The 20,541-nt window shown below is 32.0% G+C and carries 21 protein-coding genes and 1 pseudogene; 11 read left to right on the forward strand and 11 right to left on the reverse strand.

All coding sequences use genetic code 11. The annotated features are described in order from the left end of the window. The 4 genes from AC15TD_RS10675 to AC15TD_RS10690 all read right to left on the reverse strand — a co-directional run. A partial coding sequence (locus AC15TD_RS10675; protein WP_484452133.1) for a family 10 glycosylhydrolase occupies positions 1-956 on the reverse strand: 956 nt, incomplete at its 3' end. Between the two features lie 46 nt (positions 957-1,002). Continuing rightward, positions 1,003-3,804 carry a Kelch repeat-containing protein gene (locus AC15TD_RS10680; RefSeq protein ID WP_484452134.1) on the reverse strand — a complete coding sequence of 934 codons (2,802 nt, stop codon included), beginning with the start codon at positions 3,802-3,804 and terminating at the stop codon, positions 1,003-1,005. Positions 3,805-3,853: 49 nt separating this feature from the next. Further along, complete coding sequence (locus AC15TD_RS10685; RefSeq protein ID WP_484452135.1) at positions 3,854-4,027, reverse strand: hypothetical protein; 174 nt, start codon at positions 4,025-4,027, stop codon at positions 3,854-3,856. A 146-nt stretch (positions 4,028-4,173) separates the two neighbouring features. Next, a complete protein-coding gene (locus AC15TD_RS10690; protein ID WP_484452136.1) occupies positions 4,174-5,196 on the reverse strand; it encodes a hypothetical protein in 1,023 nt (340 codons plus the stop codon). 212 nt (positions 5,197-5,408) lie between these two features. Here AC15TD_RS10690 and AC15TD_RS10695 point away from each other — a divergent pair. After that, positions 5,409-5,555: pseudogene (locus AC15TD_RS10695) on the forward strand (IS110 family transposase); the annotation flags it as partial. Positions 5,556-5,591: 36 nt separating this feature from the next. On the opposite strand, the gene AC15TD_RS10700 reads toward AC15TD_RS10695, so the two are convergent. After that, positions 5,592-6,524 (reverse strand): carbon-nitrogen hydrolase family protein, encoded by a 933-nt coding sequence (locus AC15TD_RS10700; RefSeq protein ID WP_484452137.1) that lies wholly within the window; start codon positions 6,522-6,524, stop codon positions 5,592-5,594. Between the two features lie 307 nt (positions 6,525-6,831). Between AC15TD_RS10700 and AC15TD_RS10705 the strand changes: the two genes are divergently transcribed. The 10 genes from AC15TD_RS10705 to moaA are packed head-to-tail and all read left to right on the forward strand — an operon-like array spanning position 6,832 to position 13,753. Then, the gene (locus AC15TD_RS10705; protein ID WP_484452138.1) at positions 6,832-8,007 is read left to right on the forward strand and encodes a molybdopterin molybdotransferase MoeA; all 1,176 of its coding nucleotides are present in this window, start codon (positions 6,832-6,834) and stop codon (positions 8,005-8,007) included. Positions 8,008-8,017: 10 nt separating this feature from the next. After that, a complete protein-coding gene (locus tag AC15TD_RS10710; protein WP_484452139.1) occupies positions 8,018-8,356 on the forward strand; it encodes a winged helix-turn-helix domain-containing protein in 339 nt (112 codons plus the stop codon). A gap of 3 nt (positions 8,357-8,359) precedes the next feature. Further along, positions 8,360-9,100: a sulfite exporter TauE/SafE family protein gene (locus tag AC15TD_RS10715; RefSeq protein WP_484452140.1), complete on the forward strand. Its 741-nt coding sequence runs from the start codon at positions 8,360-8,362 to the stop codon at positions 9,098-9,100. 1 nt (position 9,101) lies between these two features. Continuing rightward, positions 9,102-9,686: a molybdenum cofactor guanylyltransferase gene (mobA, locus tag AC15TD_RS10720; RefSeq protein WP_484452141.1), complete on the forward strand. Its 585-nt coding sequence runs from the start codon at positions 9,102-9,104 to the stop codon at positions 9,684-9,686. A 10-nt stretch (positions 9,687-9,696) separates the two neighbouring features. Further along, positions 9,697-9,903, forward strand: coding sequence for a MoaD/ThiS family protein (locus AC15TD_RS10725; protein ID WP_484452142.1), 207 nt, complete (start codon positions 9,697-9,699; stop codon positions 9,901-9,903). A gap of 5 nt (positions 9,904-9,908) precedes the next feature. Further along, positions 9,909-11,003, forward strand: a complete 1,095-nt coding sequence (locus AC15TD_RS10730; protein WP_484452143.1) for a ThiF family adenylyltransferase — start codon at positions 9,909-9,911, stop codon at positions 11,001-11,003. Next, the gene (locus AC15TD_RS10735) at positions 10,996-11,439 is read left to right on the forward strand and encodes a molybdenum cofactor biosynthesis protein MoaE (RefSeq protein WP_484452144.1); all 444 of its coding nucleotides are present in this window, start codon (positions 10,996-10,998) and stop codon (positions 11,437-11,439) included. Before AC15TD_RS10730 ends, AC15TD_RS10735 begins: the two co-directional genes overlap by 8 nt. 12 nt (positions 11,440-11,451) lie before the next feature. After that, positions 11,452-11,799, forward strand: a complete 348-nt coding sequence (locus AC15TD_RS10740) for a four helix bundle protein (protein ID WP_484452145.1) — start codon at positions 11,452-11,454, stop codon at positions 11,797-11,799. 34 nt (positions 11,800-11,833) lie between these two features. Further along, positions 11,834-12,745 (forward strand): bifunctional molybdenum cofactor biosynthesis protein MoaC/MoaB, encoded by a 912-nt coding sequence (moaCB, locus tag AC15TD_RS10745; protein ID WP_484452146.1) that lies wholly within the window; start codon positions 11,834-11,836, stop codon positions 12,743-12,745. Further along, on the forward strand, positions 12,746-13,753 hold the full coding sequence (gene moaA, locus AC15TD_RS10750) for a GTP 3',8-cyclase MoaA (protein WP_484452147.1): 1,008 nt from the start codon (positions 12,746-12,748) through the stop codon (positions 13,751-13,753). It begins immediately after the preceding gene. Positions 13,754-13,837: 84 nt separating this feature from the next. On the opposite strand, the gene AC15TD_RS10755 is transcribed toward moaA, so the two are convergent. The 6 genes from AC15TD_RS10755 to AC15TD_RS10780 form a co-directional block, all read right to left on the reverse strand. Then, positions 13,838-14,596: a DUF481 domain-containing protein gene (locus tag AC15TD_RS10755; RefSeq protein ID WP_484452148.1), complete on the reverse strand. Its 759-nt coding sequence runs from the start codon at positions 14,594-14,596 to the stop codon at positions 13,838-13,840. A gap of 841 nt (positions 14,597-15,437) precedes the next feature. Then, positions 15,438-15,911: a DsrE/DsrF/DrsH-like family protein gene (locus tag AC15TD_RS10760; protein WP_484452149.1), complete on the reverse strand. Its 474-nt coding sequence runs from the start codon at positions 15,909-15,911 to the stop codon at positions 15,438-15,440. A gap of 20 nt (positions 15,912-15,931) precedes the next feature. Further along, positions 15,932-16,240 (reverse strand): TusE/DsrC/DsvC family sulfur relay protein, encoded by a 309-nt coding sequence (locus AC15TD_RS10765; protein ID WP_484452150.1) that lies wholly within the window; start codon positions 16,238-16,240, stop codon positions 15,932-15,934. 16 nt (positions 16,241-16,256) lie between these two features. After that, positions 16,257-17,489 carry a type III sulfide quinone reductase, selenoprotein subtype gene (gene sqr, locus AC15TD_RS10770; RefSeq protein ID WP_484452151.1) on the reverse strand — a complete coding sequence of 411 codons (1,233 nt, stop codon included), beginning with the start codon at positions 17,487-17,489 and terminating at the stop codon, positions 16,257-16,259. Between the two features lie 595 nt (positions 17,490-18,084). Then, a complete protein-coding gene (locus AC15TD_RS10775; RefSeq protein ID WP_484452152.1) occupies positions 18,085-19,407 on the reverse strand; it encodes an OmpP1/FadL family transporter in 1,323 nt (440 codons plus the stop codon). A 297-nt stretch (positions 19,408-19,704) separates the two neighbouring features. Then, positions 19,705-20,160, reverse strand: a complete 456-nt coding sequence (locus AC15TD_RS10780; RefSeq protein WP_484452153.1) for a pyridoxamine 5'-phosphate oxidase family protein — start codon at positions 20,158-20,160, stop codon at positions 19,705-19,707. Between the last annotated feature and the right edge of the window lie 381 nt (positions 20,161-20,541).

The following is a 20,541-nucleotide window of genomic DNA, read 5'->3' on the forward strand; positions in this document are numbered from 1 at the left end:
TCATCAAAAGTTGATTCAACGGTATTTACATTTTCAGAAGCGATGTAAGCAAAATAAGGGATATGGCTTAACTCTCCTTGTGCTTCGTGCCTCATAATGTCTATAAAATCATCATTATAAGTACATAATGCAATGTTTGGCCGTTGCGAATTAATCAAATCGCGCATTCTATTTAGCAGCTCATTGGTGCTGTATTTCTTAAATTCTTGATATTTTAAGAAAACAGGATCATTCTCGTCTTCAACGGTAGGCAATGTCATACCTCCGGAGTATTCCTTAAAACGGATTTTATCGTTGGGATTTTGGTCAATGCCATGATATACACCTTTATAATAATCCATGGTGTTGTAGCCAAACATATTCACAAACATACCGTCAATAGGATAATTGTCTATTACCTCCTGAACAATTTCAAAAGCATGTTTTTGCATATATTCTCCGTTAACTGATGCTACCATCATTCCGTAATTATCTACTCTTTCCCCTTTCGGTGAAACATAAAACCAGTCAGGGTGTTCTTTAAAAAAGCTTTCATGAATACGGCTAAAATCAAATCTTACGATTACCCTTATTCCATTTTCATGACAAAGTGAAATCACACGTTCTAACATATCGTCTTTCACAAAAGGGTTTTTATAGTGAAAAGGAAGTTTTGTGGGGTAAAATGCCATGATACCTCCAGCATTAATTAATAAAGTATTTGCCGAATATTCAATTAAATCTACCAATAATGAGTCTGGATTTAGAGCACCTTCTGCCGCGGGTAAATTGGTTTGTATCATTCGAAGATTGTTTTTATTCCACCAAATTGAAGTGTCTAAAGTTGGATCAATTTTTTGAACTGTAGGACCCACCTCAATTTTATTATTTTGCTGACAGGAGAATAGTGTAATAAAGACAATGCTTAAAAGAATGTATTTGATTTGAAATGATAATATGTTTTTATAATTCCGCATTTTATGTAATTTTTTTAAACCTAATTATTATTTATTTTAATATCAACTATAACCTTTTTACCAATAGCACCCAATCCTGACCTGATGAATTATTCTCAATTTTAGGAGGGCTTCCCAACGAACGAATTCCACCTCCTTCTATTGATTCTACCGAACCAATTTGTAATTCACCTCCCGCAATCGGATTGTACCATTGAACACTAAAACTGCCTTTGGCTGAACTTAGGTTTAGCGTATAGGATTTAGAATTTGGCAAATAAATAGCATAAATCTCATCCTTCTTGCGCAAGCAATACGCTTCTTTTGAGTTAACTAAACCATGTTCGGGTTGCATTTCCCAATAAGGTAAATAGGTGTCAAAAAATACCTTCGCGTAGTTTGTAATTTCCCAAAGGCGATCTCTCTGTCGTAAATCTTCCGAAGTTAAATCATTATGTGGATGTTTGGCTCCAAAATACCATTCTACACCTGCTGCTCCCGAAAACAAAGTTCCCCAAAGTGCATAGCGTCGTAGTGTAGTATGATTTGGATCTTCGGAATCAGTCATAGCACCATCATACCACATTCCAATTTCGTCCATTGTAACAAGCCACTCATGTCGGGCATTAATGGACATTTCTTTAATACCTTGAACCACCTCTGGTGCATTCTTCCGCTCGTGATGTTGTAATGAAATTCCATCCAAATAGGGAAATCCGAGTAGACTATCTAGGACCGTTGCTCTCAAATCTTCAGTAGGCAATGTGTGGTTTAATACCGGGTGTTTATAAGGGTCATTCTTTTTAATAAATGTTGCTGTCGATTTCCGTTGTGCGTCCGTTTGAGCTCCAGTTGTAACCCAAGGGGCAAGTCCATTTTCCTCTCCTAAATTCCATATCAAAGCATTATGATGTCCAAACCGGGCAATCAGTTCATAAACGTATAACTTGCGCAATGGCCCCGTATCCCCACCATCTAACATGGTCTCATTTTCGGTTTCTTGTAACACTACATGTAATAATATTCCTTTTGATTGCATGTACTCAAATAGGATTTCCCACTGATCTAATTTACTCACATCAAATCGGGTAAAGTCATCAGGACTCACATAGGGCCATACGTCTTTGCCATCACCTAAAATATTTAAGGTTAAGAAATAGTCAGAGTTCATCCCTTTTGAGGATAAATAATTGATGGCTCCAATTAGTGATTTCCCTTTTCCATTTTTCCATGTGGGGTCTCCTGTTTTCCAATCCTTCAGGTGTGGTTCATAACTATGAATATCGGCAGTCGTGGCAGCTTCTCCCTCTCTTGCTTCCGCTTTGATACGATAGGTGCCATCAATATCAATGTAAGCCAATAGATTTTCCGGACTATTTGTTCCGGCTTTAAGCCAATAATTATTGGTGCCTATAAATTTAAAATACCCGTTAGATACTTCTATTCGTCCGTGTGCTCTAAAATCGTCACCTTCTTTATCCGATCTAACCACTAAAAAATTGCCTTTAGCATTCGAGATAGAAACTGTTTCTCCAGTATTTAAATCATCGCTAAGTGCAATGCTGTCTCCTTGACTAAGTTTTGCCGAGTAAGACCAAGTCCCTGTTTTATCTGGAGTAAAACGAACTTTCCAAATCGAACCAGTGTCTGAGCTCGTTTCAGAAGCATTTCCATCGGCAGCATAAAATCCACGTATCGTATGTTGAGTTTCCTTGTTTTTAAATTCTACAATTAATCGATAGTTCAAAAATGGATTTTCTTGAGCCAATTCAGATGATTCAGGTCCTTTGAAGGAAAGCGTTAAGGTATGCCACTGCATGTAAACGGGTGTAATATCTATTGTTTCAGATATTGGCTCGGCATCTTCTTTAGGTAATTCTAAACGTTCAATTGTTGTTAGTTCAGGCTCTCCACCATGCTTTCCGCAACCTGAAGCAGTATAAACATAGTTTCCTATGACGGCAAATCCGGTTCCATGTCTACCCTGATTAAAAGAAGGCCATTTACTCCATAATTTTGTTTTGGAGTTATAGGCTTCAACTTCATTATGTGCCTCCACTTGCTCAGCTGTTTCTCCGCCACCAATTATAATAGAATTATTCCAGGCAAAAGCAAAGTTTCCGGCTCGCATAGTAGGTATAGCTAAATTATTGCTTACTGCTTCCCATTCTTGCGTGTTGAAATTATAAATATTGCCATGGCTTACTGTTAAAGCCATATCTTGATCGCTTATTTTCGAAGTGGTTCGGCCTGCAAATGCAAAAAGCTTATTGCCAACAACTACAGCTTGAAAATGATCTCGTGCATTCGGTGCATCAGCCAAGGCTTTCCATTCGCCAGTTTTGGGATTATATTCATCAAACCAGGGTTTGTATCCATTCATATGGCCATTTGTAATCCCTCCTACTAAATAAATCCTGTTGTTGTGAACCACAACACCGGCACCACCTCTTCTTCTATGCTCAGGAATAGTATCGCCATATACATATTCATCACGTTCGGGATAATAAATAATAACCCTATCAACCGGCGTTTCATTTGGCCAAGTTCCTGTCATGGCACCAATTAAATAAATTGCATCGTTAAAAACTACTGGTTGAAAGTGATGTAACTCAATAGGCGTAGCCGATTTCTCAGTCCATGTATTTGTGGTAGGATCAAATACCGAAGTAGAATTAATCCTTCTCCCTCCCATTAAATATAATTTGTCTTTGTAAGCTACAAGACCTGCCTCATGGCGTGCTGTTGGTTTTCCCGTTGTTACTATTGTCTCCCATTTCCAATCGTCTGGCGTTGCGTTGCTGCAACTTTCAATAAATAAAATACTGATGATAGGAAAAAAAACTAGTGCTCTAAAAATGCGATTCATAGTTTTGAATATACAGTACATTTTAAGTGTATTATATTATAAATTAGTATTAATAACAAAATAATTCATAATATTTAACTTGCTCTATTGGCAAAGATTCTATATCTCTAATTTCAATATTTATATTAAATGCTCCAATTACGTCTCCTTCTTTTCTTTCATAATCGGCACTCCTTTCGCAATATCCGTAGTCCTTGGTTACAAACATGGGTGGCACTTGCATACATCGCCGTGTTCGTGTATGATTTGTACAGCTATCAATCCACAGGGTTTTCAGCTGCAGAAAATCAGATGATTAAAGATATTAATTTAAATTGGAGTAGAGAAGCACTATTAATTATACATGTTGTCGTGTGGCGTTTTTTCTCATTATTTCAAATTACATAAATCCTTAATCTCTATTTTTAATACTGCACTATCTAGGCTATTAGCAATAGTCCAGTTTTCACAAGCAAAATCCTGTTTTTTTAGTTGAAAGTAATTATGACCCAATAAAAAATAATATTTCGCCTCCATATGATTATAACTAATGGCCTTTAAAAGTTTAAAAATTGCTAAATCAAATTTCTCTTCTTTGTAATCATTAACACTACTATTATAGAAAGCCTCACCAATAACTTTGTCACTTAACATTGTCTTATTCTGTTGACCAAATGCTATAGGTAAAATATGATTTGAAGTCACATATTTACCACTCTTTTTATAGGGTTTCCAATTGGGCATATTATAGAGATGCTTAATAATTGCCGAATCCATTTGTTTAGTGCCATTTACAATGATGTCAACATTCGCTACTTTACCTTCTTCATTAATTTGAAATGCGGTAATTGTTCTGCCATTATATACCATGTTTCCTTTTCGTAATTCGTAATCAACTTTTTTAATATATTCCATTAGTTTCTTTTTACCTCCAGGAAATTCGGCATGAGCGTAATTATCATTAAGGGTATTTGGATTAATATTATCTAATTCATTTTCGAAACTACCATCTTCATTATACCAAATCCATTTTCCTGTAGCTTCTCCCATATTATAATGTGCTAATCGTGATATATTTCCTGTTAGATAATAAGCTTTCTCAGGACCGTGTTTCTTGTTGTTTTTAAATTCAAGAACAGATGACAGCTTCCCATTTGGATAATAGTGCTTGAACACACCTATTTTTTGAGTGAGATTTTTATCATTAAAATTGCTAGTCCTTTTTAATGAATCATTTAAATAGTAGTCTTGAACAACCCAAATATCATTCTGCTTTTGAACAGTGCGTTTAAATTTTGCGTTTAATTTTGACGTTTTTTCATTCTTATAGTTTATGTAGTAAGTTTTCAGCTTTTGAGAATAACCTTTAGAAGCAAAAATTAAAAAGGCTAATAAGAACAGTGATTTTTTCATTTAAGTTGGTTTTAAAATTCGGCCTACTTTATTCAGTTTTTAGTAAACCTGTTTTAGTTCAATGACACATAACGTGTTTGTGTATGAAAATTAGCGAGTTTTAGCGCCTTATTTTTTCATTTAAAGCAAATCTACAAAAAAAGCTAACCTTTTAGACTCGTACTTACTTCAATATTTTTTATATACGTCTTAAGTTTGTCTTTTGTTAAATTAGAGAAATTTATGAGCGTATTGTAAACAAAGGAAAGAGCAAAAAATTAGCGTTGATAGCTGTTGCAAATAAACTATTAAAACAGGTATTTGCTATTGCAAAATCAGGAAGGCCATACGATGAAAACTTTGTTTCAAAATTAGCTTAAAATAGCTTGTTTTTTTAACTCAGTTCTTTGTTGTAACTAGTTTTTATTTGTTTGATTTACATTGAAATTAAAAACATCAGGTCTTGAATAATGTCCAACGACATCAAACATTCGTTTTGCTTTAATAATGTCTTGAAGATTAATATCTGCATATAATATGCCTTCTTTTGCTTCTAGTGGTCCAGCGATGACGTTGCCGTTTGGTGCAATTATAGAACTATTGCCAACATTAATCCATTCTCTTCCTTTAGGGTAAAGTTTTTTAAACTCATACTGACTAGGAATATCATCCATTTTTAAAGCCATACAAGTGCTTATAACAAACAATCCTCCTTCCCTTGCAACATGCTGCATAGTTTGAATCCAGTTGGGACTTTTATCCCAAGTAGGTGAAACTAATATTTGAGTACCAAATTCGTAGATAGCATTTCGCGCTAAAGGCATCAAATTTTCCCAACAAATTAATCCTGCTATTTTTCCTGCTGAAGTGTTATAAGAAGATAAGGTGCTGCCATCTCCTTGAGAGTATATAAGACGTTCTCCGCCTGTTGGTATTAACTTTCTATGTTTACCTAGGATTAAACCTTTGTCGTCTATAAAAAGTAAGCTATTAAATAAACTTGCATTACTGCTTTCAGTATTCCGTTCATTCATACCAATAACAACATTAATCCCAGCTGTTTTAGCCGCTTTACAGAGCTTTTTTGTAGAATCATCGGGTACAGAAACAGCATTTTTAACAAGTTTTAAGTAAAGCTCATTTAAATCAACTCCTTTGCTATTTGGAATAAGCCATATCCAATCTGGATAACCAGGAATATAAGCCTCTGGAAAAACGATTAAGTTAGCACCATTTTCACCTGCCTCTAAAATTGCCTTACAGGCTTTTTCAACCGTTTTTTCTTTGTTTAAGAAAACAGGTGAAAGTTGTGCAGAAGCTACTTTTATATTTTTTTTTATCTCGTTCATTCTTTAATTAGTTACAACGTGTTCGTGTATGATTATGTTACGGGAAATAAGTTATGATTTTCCGATGAAAGTCTAAGTTAATTAATTCTGAGCAATTTCCATTTGGGAAATTCAGAAGTAATTAATTATTTATGTTGTTGGCCTTAGTTTTTCATTGATATCGAAAGTAATGATCGCAATTTGGGTAGTTTACTTGACTGTTATTATTTTCTAATTAGAATATAATTGTTTCGGCATCTGTCAACAATTGAATATTTCCATTTTTCTTAGTTTTTCGTTATATTTGTTTAGATATAACGATAACGAAATGATAAGTATTGAAGAAGCTATAAATGCTGTTATTAAAAACAGTAACCATATCTCAAAAGAAACAACGTTATCAATTGATAAAGCTAATCGATCAATTCTTTTTCAAGATATATATGCTCCAATTAACATGCCTCCATTTAGGCAATCAGCTATGGATGGGTATGCCATTAACTTACATGACGAATTAAAATATGCATTAGTTGGTGAAGTAAAAGCAGGAGATGGACATCAACCTAAATTAAAAAAGGGTGAATCTGTTAGAATTTTTACTGGAGCACCAGTCCCGGATTCTGCTAATGCTGTTGTTATGCAGGAAAAAGTAAATGTTGATATAGATAAGATTATTATTCAAAGTAATCCTGCTAAAGAACATAATATTCGTCCATTGGGAGAGCAGGTTAAAAAAGGGGATTTAGCTTTAAAAAAAGGAACAAAATTAACTCCTGCTGCTATTGGCTATTTGAGTTCGTTAGGTATAACTCAAGTTCTAGTTTACAAAAAGCCGTCAATAGCGTTGATAACCACTGGGAATGAACTGGTTGAAGCCGGAAAATCATTAGCATTTGGTAAAATATATGAGAGTAATTCTACAATGCTTAAGAGTGCCTTGTTACATATTGGTTTTGATAATGTTTCTATTCATAAAATAGACGATAATTATGATGATACTTATAACGTATTACAAGATGTTATAGTTAAAAACGATATGATCATAATTACCGGTGGTATTTCAGTTGGTGATTATGATTTTGTTGGAAAAGCTTTAAAAACTTTGGATATTGAAGAGGTTTTCTATAAAGTCAATCAAAAACCGGGGAAACCTTTATTCTTTGGAAAAAATAAGAATACCCTTTTGTTTGCCCTACCCGGAAATCCTGCAGCGGCCTTATCTTGTTTTTATATTTATGTCTATACAGCTTTAAAAAATATGACGGGTTTAAATGATATCTTAACAAAAGTCATGGCAATTTCTGATTCAAATTTTGAAAAGAAAGGAGACAGACCTCAATTTTTAAAGGCAATTTATAAAGATGGTAAAGTCACTATTTTAGAAGGTCAAAGTTCTGCCATGCTACAAACCTTTGCAATATCAAATGCCTTAGTAAAAATGACTAGCGATTTTGATCGGATTGAAGTTAATGATATGATTGAAGTGATGCTATTACCTATTTAAAAATAAACAGATGAATTATAAAATTAAAAGTAGAATCTGGATTGAATTAGATGATAAAGAGTTTTTAGGTGAGGGAAAAGTTCAATTATTAAAGGCCATTAACGAAACAGGCTCGTTATCAAAAGCGGCTAAATCAATTAATATTTCTTATAAAAAAGCGTGGCATCTTATGGATGCTGTTAATAAAACAACAAAAAAACGAGTAACGATAAATAGTATAGGAGGAAAAGGCGGTGGAGGCACCGAATTAACACCTTATGGAAAATCTTTAATAAAAGTATTTGATGATATGAACAAAAAATGTTGGGACTTTTTAGATGTTCAACTTGAAAAAATTAGCAGTTTATAAATCATGTTACAGTTAGAAAACATCTATCTATTTCTTATTATATTGCCTGTAATATCCTTTTTATATTCTAGTGTTGGTCACGGTGGCGCCAGTGGTTATTTAGCACTTATGGTCTTGTTTTCTTTTGCTCCAGAAACCATGAAGCCTACAGCACTTTTACTTAATTTGTTTGTGGCCGGTATTTCGTTTTATTATTATTATAATGAAGGGTATTTTAACAAAAAATTGTTCGTGTCATTTGCAATTAGTTCTATTCCGCTGGCTTTTATTGGTGGTACTATAGATATTGACGCTTCGATTTATAAGAAGATTTTAGCAGTTTTATTAGTCTTTGCCATATTAAAAATGTTAAATGTTTTTGGTAAAGAAAGTAATCTGATAAAACAAATTAAACCGTGGCAAGGATTAATTGTTGGTGGGATCATCGGGTTTTTCTCTGGTTTGATTGGTATTGGTGGGGGTATTATATTAACACCGGTTATTTTATTATTGCATTGGGGTAAAATGAAGGAAGCAGCTGCTGTTTCGGCCTTATTTATTTGGGTGAATTCAGCATCAGGATTAATAGGTCAAATAAGCACCGGAACTCGTTTAAATATGGAATCCTTTATATTAGTAGCCATAGCGCTTATAGGAGGTGTTTTAGGAGGGTATATGGGAAGCAAAAAATTAAATAACCAAAAACTTAGATATATTTTAGCAGTGGTTCTTTTTATGGCATGTTTTAAATTATTTTTCACTTAATATGATAGATAAAAAAGACATAACGGGTATTATTTTAGCTGGCGGAAAAGGCTCTAGAATGGACAAGGATAAAGGCTTTTTAGAGTTAAATGGAAAGCCGTTTATAACGTATAGTATTTCGGCAATTAAACCGTTAGCATCTCGTATATTGATTGTTTCAAATAATCCTGATTATGATCAATTTAATTTTATACGGGTTGAAGATATTATCAAAGAATCAGGGCCATTGGCTGGAATCTATTCGGGTCTTATGAGTTCTAATACAGAATATAATTTGGTGCTAAGTTGTGACATTCCCTTGATTAAAACGGATGTTTTAGAAAAGCTAATAGCTGCACAAGATGGAAATTCAGATATAATACAAATAGAAAGTATTGGTAAACCAATGCCATTAATAACGCTTTATAATAGGCAATGTAAAACGATATTTTATAAGCTTTTACAGAACGATGAACGTCGTTTGCATATCGCATTAAGTCAATGTAAAGTAAAAAATGTAATATTAGACTTTGAAAATGAGTTATTTACAACAAATATTAATGCGCCAGAAGAATTAAATTTAATAGCAAATGTTGATAACAATTAAATATTTTGGAATGCTAACTGAAGTAACAAATTGCGAGGAAGAAACTATGAATTTCTATGGAAATGATATTTCAGAATTGTTAGATATGCTTTATGTAAAGTATTCAGGTTTAAAAAATAAAGATTTTCAAGTAGCGCAAAATCAGGAATTAGTGTCTATTAAAACTAAATTAACTAGTAACAAAATTGTATTAATGCCACCATTTTCTGGCGGATAATTATAATGGATAGATATAACCGACATATTATTCTTTCAGAGATTGGTCAATCTGGTCAAGATAAACTTTCAAAAGCGAAAGTTTTAATGGTTGGAGCGGGTGGTTTGGGTTGTCCTGTATTACAATATCTTGTAGCGGCTGGTGTTGGTACTATTGGTATCATAGATTTTGATATTGTTGAAAAATCTAACCTGCAACGTCAAGTATTATTCGGTTCCTCATCATTAGGAAAAAATAAAGCGGATGCTGCAAAAAGAAGATTGTTAGACTTAAATGACAGTATTATTATAAATTCCTACCCTGAAAGATTAACATTTAAGAATGCAATTAATCTATTCAATCAATATGATATTATTGTTGATGGAACAGATAATTTTGAAACTCGCTATCTTATAAATGATGCGTGTATTATAACAAACAAACCATCTGTTTTTGGCGCTATTTATAAGTTTCAAGGACAAGTATCTGTTTTTAATTTTAATGAAGGTCCGTCATATAGGTGTGCATTTCCAAATAAGCCAAAACAAGGAGCAGTACCGAACTGTTCAGAAATTGGTGTTCTAGGTGTGTTACCGGGTATTATTGGAACAATGCAGGCTAATGAAGTTCTTAAAATTATTTTAGGTATTGGTTCGGTACTTTCAGGAACCTTGCTTTGTTATGATGCCCTAACGAATAAAAGTTTTACCGTAAAGGTTAATAGATCAAACACGGAAATTAAAAAAGTATTGTTGAATAGTAATGATTTCAATAAACGTAAAATGAACGATGATTGTAAGGTTGAAAATTTTGAAGTTTCCATTAAGGAAATAGTAAAAACTAAAAATGTTCAGTTTATTGATGTAAGGGGAGTTCATGAAGAACCAAAGCTAGAGGGTGTTCCTGTTACAAGTATTCCTTTAAGTTCTTTTTTAGAACATCTAGATGCCATTAAAAGTGATAGGAAAAAAGCTATTTTCTGTCAGTCGGGTATTCGATCAAAAATGGCAGTTTTCATTTTAAATAAACATAACATTCATAATTGTTATAGTATTAAAGAAGGAGCTTCAGAAATTAATAGGTATTTAAGAGAATTACAAAAACTAGAATCTAATGAGTGATAAGAAACCAAAGCGTGTTTTTAAAGAAGGCGCTATTTCATCTGAATTTATAGGTGAATCGATAGCCAAGCATCAAACCAAAACAAGTATTGGTGCGCATAATATTTTTTTAGGTCAGGTTAGGGCAGATGTTAAAGATAATAAAACAGTAGCAGCCATAGAGTATACTGCCTATGAGGAGATGGCGAATACCAAGTTTCATGAGATTCGAGAAGCCGCTTTTAATAAGTTTAACCTTACCTGTATGCATATTTATCACAGTTTAGGTAGGGTAAATGCCGGAGAAATATGTTTGTTTGTTTTTGTGTCTTCACCCCACAGAAAAATGGTTTTTGAAGCCTTAGAATTTATTGTAGAAGAAATAAAAGCAAATGTGCCAGTTTTTGGAAAAGAGATTTTTGAAGATAGTTCGCATCAATGGAAAGTTAACAATTGATTATTGATTATTATGAAGGAAGCATTAAAAACAAGAACTAAAATTTTTGCCCATAACTGTATAAAAATTACTGAAGCACTTCCTAATACATATCTTGCTAATCCTATTAAAGGACAATTAATCAGATGTTCAACATCTGTTGCTGCTAATTACAGAGCAACATGCATTGCGCAATCAAAAGCAAGTTTTATTGCAAAAATCAGTATTGTAATTGAAGAAATAGACGAATCAAACTTTTGGTTAGAATTCGCATTAGATGAACGCATAATACAAAAAGATAGCATAGAATATTTATTAAAAGAATCTAGCGAATTGACAGCAATATTTGTAGCTTCAAGAAAAACAGCAAGCAAAAAATAATCAATAGAAAATAATCAATAGACAAAAAGAGGAAATGGTCGATATTACACATAAAAGTTCTACATTAAGAACAGCCGTAGCGCAAGCTATTGTAAAAGTTAGCAAGCCAGAAACGATTGAGGCTATTAAAAATGATACAGTTCCTAAAGGGAATGTATTTGCCATGAGTAAAGCTGCGGGATTATTAGGCGTTAAAAGAACCCCAGATATTTTACCTGACTGCCATCCGTTGCCCATTGAATACAGCAATGTAGAATATGAAATAAATGGATTGGAAATAACTATTTTATTTACCGTAAAAACCATTTATAAAACAGGGGTAGAGGTAGAAGCTATGCACGGCGCAAGTGTCGTAGCTCTCAATATGTATGATATGTTAAAACCCATTGATAAAGGCATTGAAATACATCAAATAAAACTACTTAACAAAAAAGGGGGTAAATCAGATTTTACAGATAAATTTAGAAAAGATTTAACGGCAGCAGTCATCGTTTGTTCAGACACCATTTCAGTAGGACAAAAAGAAGATAAATCCGGAAAAGCTATCATCAAAAAACTTAAGGAATGTGATGTTAAAATAGCCAATTATATTATTATTCCTGATGAAAAAGAGGTTATACAAGAAAAAGCTAAACTATTTCAAGGGCAAAACATCGATTTAATAATATTTACGGGAGGAACCGGTCTATCAAGCAGAGATGTAACGCCTGAAGCTTTATTACCACTATTAGATAGAAGAATTCCTGGTATTGAAGAAGCTATTCGTAATTACGGACAAGACAGAACTCCGTTTTCTATGTTATCAAGGAGTATGGCAGGTACTATAGATAATTGCTTAATACTAGCATTACCGGGTTCAACCAATGGAGCAAAGGAATCAATGGAAGCTATTTTTCCATCAGTTTTACATATATTCAGAATATTAAAAGGTGCTAGACACGATTAAATGACTAACAAGAATAACATATTACAAGATACTCATGGCAGAGATCATGCATATTTGCGTATTTCTTTAGTGGAGCGCTGTAATCTTCGCTGTTTTTATTGTATGCCTGCAGAGGGTGTTCAATTGACTCCCAAAAGTCATATTATGACTTATGAGGAGATTTATAAGATAGCAAAAACATTTGTGTCCCATGGAGTTACTAAAATAAGATTAACTGGTGGAGAACCTTTAATTAGAAAAGACATCCATTTTGTATTAAAGAAATTAGCATCCTTACCTGTTGAATTATCAATAACAACTAATGCGGTAATCATCCATAAATTTATTGACACTTTAAAATTGTATGGCGTTAATAATATCAATGTGAGTTTAGATTCGTTAGTAAAAGAAAAGTTTAAAAAGATGACTCTTAGAGATCTTTTTGATATTGTTTATAATAATATCTTACTTCTTGTTAAAGAAGGCTTTAATGTAAAAATAAATGCCGTATTAATAAGAGGCGTAAATGATGATGAGATTATTGATTTTATCAACCTCACCAAGGAGTTGCCTGTTACGGTTCGTTTTATTGAGTTTATGCCTTTTGATGGTAATAAATGGGATTTAAGTAAAATGGTATCTTATAAGGAAGTAATGACTTATGTTAACGCCTCTTTTTTAAATACTGAAATGGAACGACTAAAAGATGCTCCTAATGACACATCGAAGAATTACAGAATAAAAGGGTATAAAGGGCGTTTTGCTATTATAAGTTCAGTAACAAACCCATTTTGTGATTCTTGTAATAGGTTGCGATTAACGGCTAACGGACAATTAAAAAATTGTTTGTTTTCTACTTCAGAATCCGATTTATTAACGACACTTCGTAACGGAAAATCAATTGAACCCATTATTCAAAAAGCGGTTCAAAGTAAATTTAAAGTACGAGGTGGGATGGATACTTTAGAAAAATTTCAAGAACCAAAATTTCATAATCAAAACCGAAGTATGATAACGATTGGCGGTTAAAATTTGTTTTTGTTTTACAAATATTCAACAAACGAATATTCAAAACACTTGATACTTTGTTCGAAATTAACTATGTTAATCTGGTCAATAGCTTTTTAAAGTAAAACCAAACGTTAAAAACCGATCTTCTTCTTTTTGGTTTTCTATCACTATACTTTCAAATGTATGTCGGTAATTTATTTTAAAGTTTAAAAACTGCCAAATAGGTAGTTCTAGTCCAACATCAGCTTGCCATCGAAAATTATTACTTTGTTCAAGAGAAGGCTGAAAATAAAGTTCATGATTTAGAATTACTTTCTTTTTAAACACTTGATATTTGCCATTAACCCAAATAGTACCACGTAACGTTTTGATAGACTTGTTTCCATCATACTCTGAAAGGTTAAAGTTAGTTTTGGAAAAATCTGTTTGTTCATATTCGCTTGAAATCGACAATTTGAGCCAATTATTTTTTTTATTCAGAATTTGAAAAGTGGTTCCTGCACCTAATAGATACCGTAAATCAATTTCCCTTCGAAAATTGGTGCTAACAAACCCCAATACAAATGGATATATTTTTCGCTCAGGATTAAGATATAAAAAGTTGAGACTTAAAATATCTTCATCTGCTTTTTCCTTACCAAACTCTTGATAAACATAGGAATTTTGGTTTTTGAAAACCCATTTCTTCCATGGTTTAAAACTAAAATCTGATTTTGCTCTAAAAATTACAGTTTCTACATTTCCTCCCTGATAAAATCCAGTTAAAGAAAGACTTGCTTTCACATTAAGCGTATCGCTTTCGTTGATTTGAGCCAAAAGGACGATGGGAAAAAACAAGAAATAATATAAAACTTTTTTCATTCTATGTTGCTGTATAATGGCTCTTTTGTTACATGCCAGATATATACTTTATTTATGAACTATTAACTTTAAGTTTATTAAAGTTGTTTTGTACTATAAGTTCAAAACATAAGGATATCATTAGTTAATTAATGAGCAAAAATATTAAAATTTTAGTTTTTTTCTAAGTTTAAGCTTACTTTGTATTTCGATTATTTTAAAGGTCTAAAATTAGTTTTTGTTGAATTAACAACACTGCTGTTAACTTCTTTTAAAAATGGATTTTATGTATCTTGTGGTAAGTTATCATTAGGGTTTAATGTGTATTCAGTAGTGAAAACTTATGTTCCTTTACCATTTATTATCTCATAAATCAAAGCAGCTTTTTCATAGGCTAACGTAGTAAAATGAGCGTGACACGACTTTCAATCTCTAACCTCTTTAGTGGGCGTATTTGGCAAACTAGGGGCTATTCCTAGTGAATTATCAATAACAACTAAGGCGGTAATCATTCATAAATTTATTAACACTTAAAAAAAAGATAGCGTTAATAATAGCAATATGAGTTTATATTCTTTAGAAAAAAGGGTGTAAAAAGATGACTCTTAGAGATTATTTTGATATTGATTATAACAATATCTTACATCTTGTTCTTAAATAATAGCGGTATTGATAAGATAGATACCTAAATGATGATGAGATTATTGAGTTTATGCACTTGATACAAGGTTGGAAGGACACTTTAGAAAAACTATAAGAACCAGAACCTCATAATCAAAACCCAAATATGATTGCTATTGTAGGTTAAAATAGCCTTATAAAATAATTTATAAGGCTATTTTTTAAATTACATGTTAATGTTCTAAATAAATAATAATTGACAGCCATCTTGATCTGCTCTACTATAGAAATCTCCAATTGTTAAAATTCCATCTAACTCATCAATGAGGTCTTCTTTTTCTAAATGAAACATATCTACTGCCAGTTTGCATGCCCAAAGTTTACATCCAGAATCCGAAAGTATTTCTAAAAATTCTCCAATGGGAGGCATATCTAGTTTTTCCATTTCCTTTTTCATCATTTTAGTCGCTAAGGCTTCTACTCCAGGTAAGCCTCCTAGCATAGTAGGCATATGCATCGCTGGGTTTCCAACTGTAGCTACATGCAGGTGTTCTAGTTTCTTCTTTTGAATGGCTTCCAACCCAAAAAACGTAAAAAATATTTCTGACTCAATACCTTCCATTCTAGCACCATTTGCCATAACAAATGCAGCGTATGCATTTTCAATAGTAGCCTTTGATAAAATAAAAAGCATTTTTTTAACTTTAGTACTCATAATTTTATGATTTTATATTATTAAATACAGCTCTTTGGTTTTGGTACACCTGCTATTTTTGTAGATACTTTTAAAGGTCCTCCAGGGAAAAGCGCGTAAAATTCTTTAATATCTATTACACCACTTTTTTTAATTCCTCTTATAGATAAAGCAACATTGTTTTTAACTTGTTCCTGAATCCAATAAAGAACCTCCCAGTGTTTATCGGTCAATTCTATACCATGTTGTTGAGCCATTTCAATAGCTATTTCCTTATTCCATTGTGATAGATCTGTTAAATATCCATCTTCTGTAACATCTAGTCTGATGCCTGCTATGTTTAAATCCATAATAATTGTTTTTAATTTAATTTATTTTTTTTCCTTTTAAACTCATGTTTCTACTTACCATTGGTATTGGTATTCCTTTCAAAAGCATATTCCAATAAATCCACCTAAACGCTAATTTACCCCAATGATTGAAAATACTTTCTTTTAATAATCTAAGAGGACCGATACCTGCTATTGGAAAAGCACCTTCTAAAGGTTCATATTTGTAATTGAAATCAATTAATAACGCTTTGTTATTACCAGTTTCAATAAAACAATTTGCATGCCCATCAAATTCCTCTTTAAGAGGTTGGCCATTTATATATAATAAGATGTTATCGGTCAAAGTCTCAGAAGCAAAATGGGCAACTGAGCCCGCTTTAGAGGCGGGTATATTACTTGCATCTCCAATTACAAATACATTTTCGTAATCTATAGATTGCAATGTGTTATGATGAGTTGGTACAAAATTCAAATCATCTCCCATACCTGAGCGCTCAATGACTTCATCACCCATGTTCGTTGGAACGGTAACAAGTAAATCAAAGTCAACAGCGGTTTCACCATAATCAATAATTTGGTTCTTATCATTATCAACTCTTTCAATATTGAAATCTGTAATAACCTTAATATTTTTTTCTTTCATTAAATGGCTTAGAGCTGCTGTTGCTTTTGGTTTGGTAAATGCCCCTCCAAGTGGTGTGACATAGGTTAAGTCAACTTTGTCTCTCATGCCTTTTTTTGTAAAATAAGAATCTGCTAAAAACACAAATTCTAAAGGTGCTACCGGGCATTTAATTGGCATTTCTGTAAAGTGAACAACCATTTTTCCGCCTTTCCAGTCTCTTAATTTATTTCGTAATGCTAAAGAACCTTCAAAAGTATAAAAATCAAAAACCGTTTTATGCCAGTTTTCACCTTTCATGCCTTCAGTTTCCTGAGGCGCAATTTTACAACCTGTTGCAATTATTAATACGTCATATGCTAAGGTTTCATTTTCTAATTGAACTTTGTTTTCTTCTGGGAAAATTTGTTCAATTTTCTTCTGTATATAATTGACCCCTTTTGGAACAAATTTTTTCCCAACTTTTTTTACCTGATCTTCTGTGTAAATATCAAAGGGTAGAAAAAGAAAACCTGGTTGATAATAATGTGTTTTATACTGATCTACTATAGATATTTTCCATTCTTTTTTTGGGAGTTTAGAAACTAAATGATTCGCCATCATTGTTCCTGAGGTACCTGCTCCTAAAATGACTAAATTTTTCATTCTTTTTGGTTTAAAAATCTGATTGCCTAATGATAAATTATGCAATATTTATTTAGTGTAAAATTAATTCTTTAGGCAGGTAAAAAACATGATTAATATCATATTTAAACCCTTGTGTAACAATGGTTACATAAGAATTTTAAGGGATAATTTATTTTTTAAATTAGATGAAAAGTCAGAGGTTTTGTCTCTGCTTATTATTAGTTTTTAGAAGGTTTATTTAAAGAATCTAGCATTTCTATATCATTATTTAGATTACTTTTTATTTTTGTCAAATAGTCATGAAGTTCCCTTTTTTCCTTTTTAGAATTATTATAATTGTTCAATGGAAGGCAATTAGTATTCCTATTAAAACAAGATTAATTTCATCAATGGCAAAAAGTAGGTATTTGCTAAACTTGTTTTCAGTAAGAAATTTTTGTCTTCTTTTTCTAAAGAATTTTATCATTGGTCGGTTAGTTTCTCATGAAGATATTTAACAAATAATTAAACACCTAAATATTCATAAATAGTTATAATGTAATTTTATAAATAAAAAAAGCCAGAGAATGAAATTCTCCGGCTTTTTATTTTTGTTTTTATAATTTTTTATTTACTATTTTTTAAAAGTATAACTAATACCAAACTGAATCATAGAAGTAGTCATTTCGTAAGATACAGAAGACCCTGGTATTGCTCCTAATGGATTTAAAATCTCCCCTTGTGTTGCACCATTACTATCTCCATAATGATAAACAGCATCAACTTTCCAAGTATCATTTACTATATAACTTAAACCAAATTGATAGGCGTTTTTAATAATGGCTGTTGCTGGTATATTAAAGAAGGTAACATCACTATCAATTGGATTTGAACTATAGGTATAGCCAACTCTTAATGGTAATTTACTAATTCCTTTATATTGTAATCCTGCGGATAATATGTATATATCTTTCCAACCAAACCCAGCTACAGAGGCAGTTTGCGTCCATCCCGTGTTTGCAAAACCTGCTGTATTTTCATAATCTACTGTTCTAAAATCTAATGCTAAATCTATATCTCCTTCTGAATATCCAAGACCAACTGAAAATATTGCTGGGTAGTCCATTTGAAATTCGTTTTTAGAAGTACTATTATCGAGGTAGGTATTGTCAAATTTGAATTTAAGAAATGTTTGAGGCATTTTATATGAAGCACCAAATTTTAATCCAAATCCCGTATCATAAAATAATCCGAATTGTGCTCCAAAGCCTATAGCTGATGCTTTATCAGTAGTAGGATAACCAGCTGCTGCTGTTGGACTTGCTGTTGGGTTTGGTGCTAATTCTAGCGCTGCATAGTTTATAGTAGGTTGTACACCTATAGAAAACTTATCTGTTAATTGATAAGCCCAAGTGGCTCCCACTTGTAACAGCATATAATCGGATTCTATATGACCAAAACCACCTGCAGCTTGCGGATAATTTATTGGATTAGAATTTTCCATAGGATTAAAAGTTGCACTAAAAGGATTGTTCGCTTCTTCTGGGAATGTAACTCCAAAACCACTAATGCCAAATGCAGATACTCCAAAAGTATGCTTACTTCCTTCTTTACCCCAAACCATTGCGAGGGCAGGCATCGGTGACACACCTCTGTCATCTTTAGTTGTTCCTGAAACACCAGGTGCGCCAGGCCCTAACATTCCTGCAGGCAATGCCCCAGATAATTCTGGTGACGAAAAGAATAAGCCAACATCTAGTTTAATAATTTTACTATCAAAAACAGATAGAGTTGCCGGATTCCATTGCATGGCTCCAGAAATATCTAATGGTTGCGCCGTAGAAGCACCTCCCATTGACATATTAACTGCACCTACACCTTGCATGATGTGTCCTGCTTGTGAATACATCATAGCCGAAAAGCTTAAAAAAATTAGTTGTAAATAAAATGATTTCATATTTAGTAAGTTTATAAAAAAAAAATATTATCACGTTTACTTTTTTCATCTATAATTTAAGGACGTTTTAATACTATTTTTGTTAAAAAATATTTTTACAAATTTATGTCACTAAATTGAAGATTGTTATGACTTTTGTCATAATTTTAATATTAAAAAATACCACCTTTTATAAATTTAAAAGGTTTTTATATTTTTAATTTATTTCAAGTGGTTTTAAGCATTATAGTTTAGATGATTTAAAAAATTTGCACATGTTTTTTTAAAAATGATATTGGGTTACTAAAATCTTAAATACTATTTGGATTTTTTTCTTCCAAAAACTTCTTGGATTTTAATACGATATATAATAGGAATGGTTCCAGAACTCAATTTGCTCGAAAATGAATTAATTACTTCTGGATTTTTTGTTTCTTTTTCTGCCAAAATCTTTTTTACGTTTTTAGAAAAACTGTGAAGATACATTTTAGCTTCGCTACCATTTAATTCTTCAAATTCACCTATTAGAAGTAGCGTTTTCCATTTTTCTAATGACTCTATCTCATCTATTTGAATTGAAACAGAAGGGTTTAAGCGCATAGCATTTATTTTATGCCCTTCATTTGAATAACTTATTATAATATTCTCTTTTTCATTAAAATAATAAGTTATAGGTACAATATATGGCGTACTGTTAGCAATATAGGCTAAACGAGCAATGTAGTTATCATTAAGTATTTTTAAATATTCTTCTTTAATAATTTTTTCAGACATGGTTGCTCTTTTAATCAATTAGAAAAATAAACACATTATAGTATGGTATTGCCAAATTGAAATTTAGGAAAAAAATCAAATTCTTTTTATGATTTTAGTCATATTCGTTTTTTATATAATATAATTTACTATGTACATCATGTCATTTTTATTAATAACTCCAAATTCTTGCCGGAGATGTTTACCTTAATTTAAAAATAATCATTGTTGGAACAGTTCTTAAGAGATGTTTTTAATGATAATATGTAATTTATATTTACCTTTTTTTTATGATTTGTTATAATAAATAGAACATATTTCAAGAAACATTTTATAAAATTTAAAAACCAATAATATGTTATTCTTCTTTATATATATTTTTCTATTTTTATGATTTTAAAC

The sequence above is a fragment of the Yeosuana sp. genome (genome assembly GCF_057126245.1).

Excerpts from the sequence above, each read along its gene's own strand:
- AC15TD_RS10765 (WP_484452150.1), bottom strand. The coding sequence starts at position 16,240 with ATGGATTTAAACATAGCAGGCATCAGACTAGATGTTACAGAAGATGGA.
- AC15TD_RS10690 (WP_484452136.1), bottom strand. The coding sequence starts at position 5,196 with ATGAAAAAATCACTGTTCTTATTAGCCTTTTTAATTTTTGCTTCTAAA.
- AC15TD_RS10715 (WP_484452140.1), top strand. The coding sequence starts at position 8,360 with ATGTTACAGTTAGAAAACATCTATCTATTTCTTATTATATTGCCTGTA.
- AC15TD_RS10700 (WP_484452137.1), bottom strand. The coding sequence starts at position 6,524 with ATGAACGAGATAAAAAAAAATATAAAAGTAGCTTCTGCACAACTTTCA.
- AC15TD_RS10685 (WP_484452135.1), bottom strand. The coding sequence starts at position 4,027 with ATGCAAGTGCCACCCATGTTTGTAACCAAGGACTACGGATATTGCGAA.
- AC15TD_RS10735 (WP_484452144.1), top strand. The coding sequence starts at position 10,996 with ATGAGTGATAAGAAACCAAAGCGTGTTTTTAAAGAAGGCGCTATTTCA.
- AC15TD_RS10775 (WP_484452152.1), bottom strand. The coding sequence starts at position 19,407 with ATGAAATCATTTTATTTACAACTAATTTTTTTAAGCTTTTCGGCTATG.
- AC15TD_RS10760 (WP_484452149.1), bottom strand. The coding sequence starts at position 15,911 with ATGAGTACTAAAGTTAAAAAAATGCTTTTTATTTTATCAAAGGCTACT.
- AC15TD_RS10705 (WP_484452138.1), top strand. The coding sequence starts at position 6,832 with ATGATAAGTATTGAAGAAGCTATAAATGCTGTTATTAAAAACAGTAAC.
- AC15TD_RS10740 (WP_484452145.1), top strand. The coding sequence starts at position 11,452 with ATGAAGGAAGCATTAAAAACAAGAACTAAAATTTTTGCCCATAACTGT.
- AC15TD_RS10755 (WP_484452148.1), bottom strand. The coding sequence starts at position 14,596 with ATGAAAAAAGTTTTATATTATTTCTTGTTTTTTCCCATCGTCCTTTTG.
- moaA (WP_484452147.1), top strand. The coding sequence starts at position 12,746 with ATGACTAACAAGAATAACATATTACAAGATACTCATGGCAGAGATCAT.
- AC15TD_RS10730 (WP_484452143.1), top strand. The coding sequence starts at position 9,909 with ATGGATAGATATAACCGACATATTATTCTTTCAGAGATTGGTCAATCT.
- AC15TD_RS10710 (WP_484452139.1), top strand. The coding sequence starts at position 8,018 with ATGAATTATAAAATTAAAAGTAGAATCTGGATTGAATTAGATGATAAA.
- AC15TD_RS10780 (WP_484452153.1), bottom strand. The coding sequence starts at position 20,160 with ATGTCTGAAAAAATTATTAAAGAAGAATATTTAAAAATACTTAATGAT.
- mobA (WP_484452141.1), top strand. The coding sequence starts at position 9,102 with ATGATAGATAAAAAAGACATAACGGGTATTATTTTAGCTGGCGGAAAA.
- AC15TD_RS10680 (WP_484452134.1), bottom strand. The coding sequence starts at position 3,804 with ATGAATCGCATTTTTAGAGCACTAGTTTTTTTTCCTATCATCAGTATT.
- sqr (WP_484452151.1), bottom strand. The coding sequence starts at position 17,489 with ATGAAAAATTTAGTCATTTTAGGAGCAGGTACCTCAGGAACAATGATG.
- moaCB (WP_484452146.1), top strand. The coding sequence starts at position 11,834 with ATGGTCGATATTACACATAAAAGTTCTACATTAAGAACAGCCGTAGCG.
- AC15TD_RS10725 (WP_484452142.1), top strand. The coding sequence starts at position 9,697 with ATGCTAACTGAAGTAACAAATTGCGAGGAAGAAACTATGAATTTCTAT.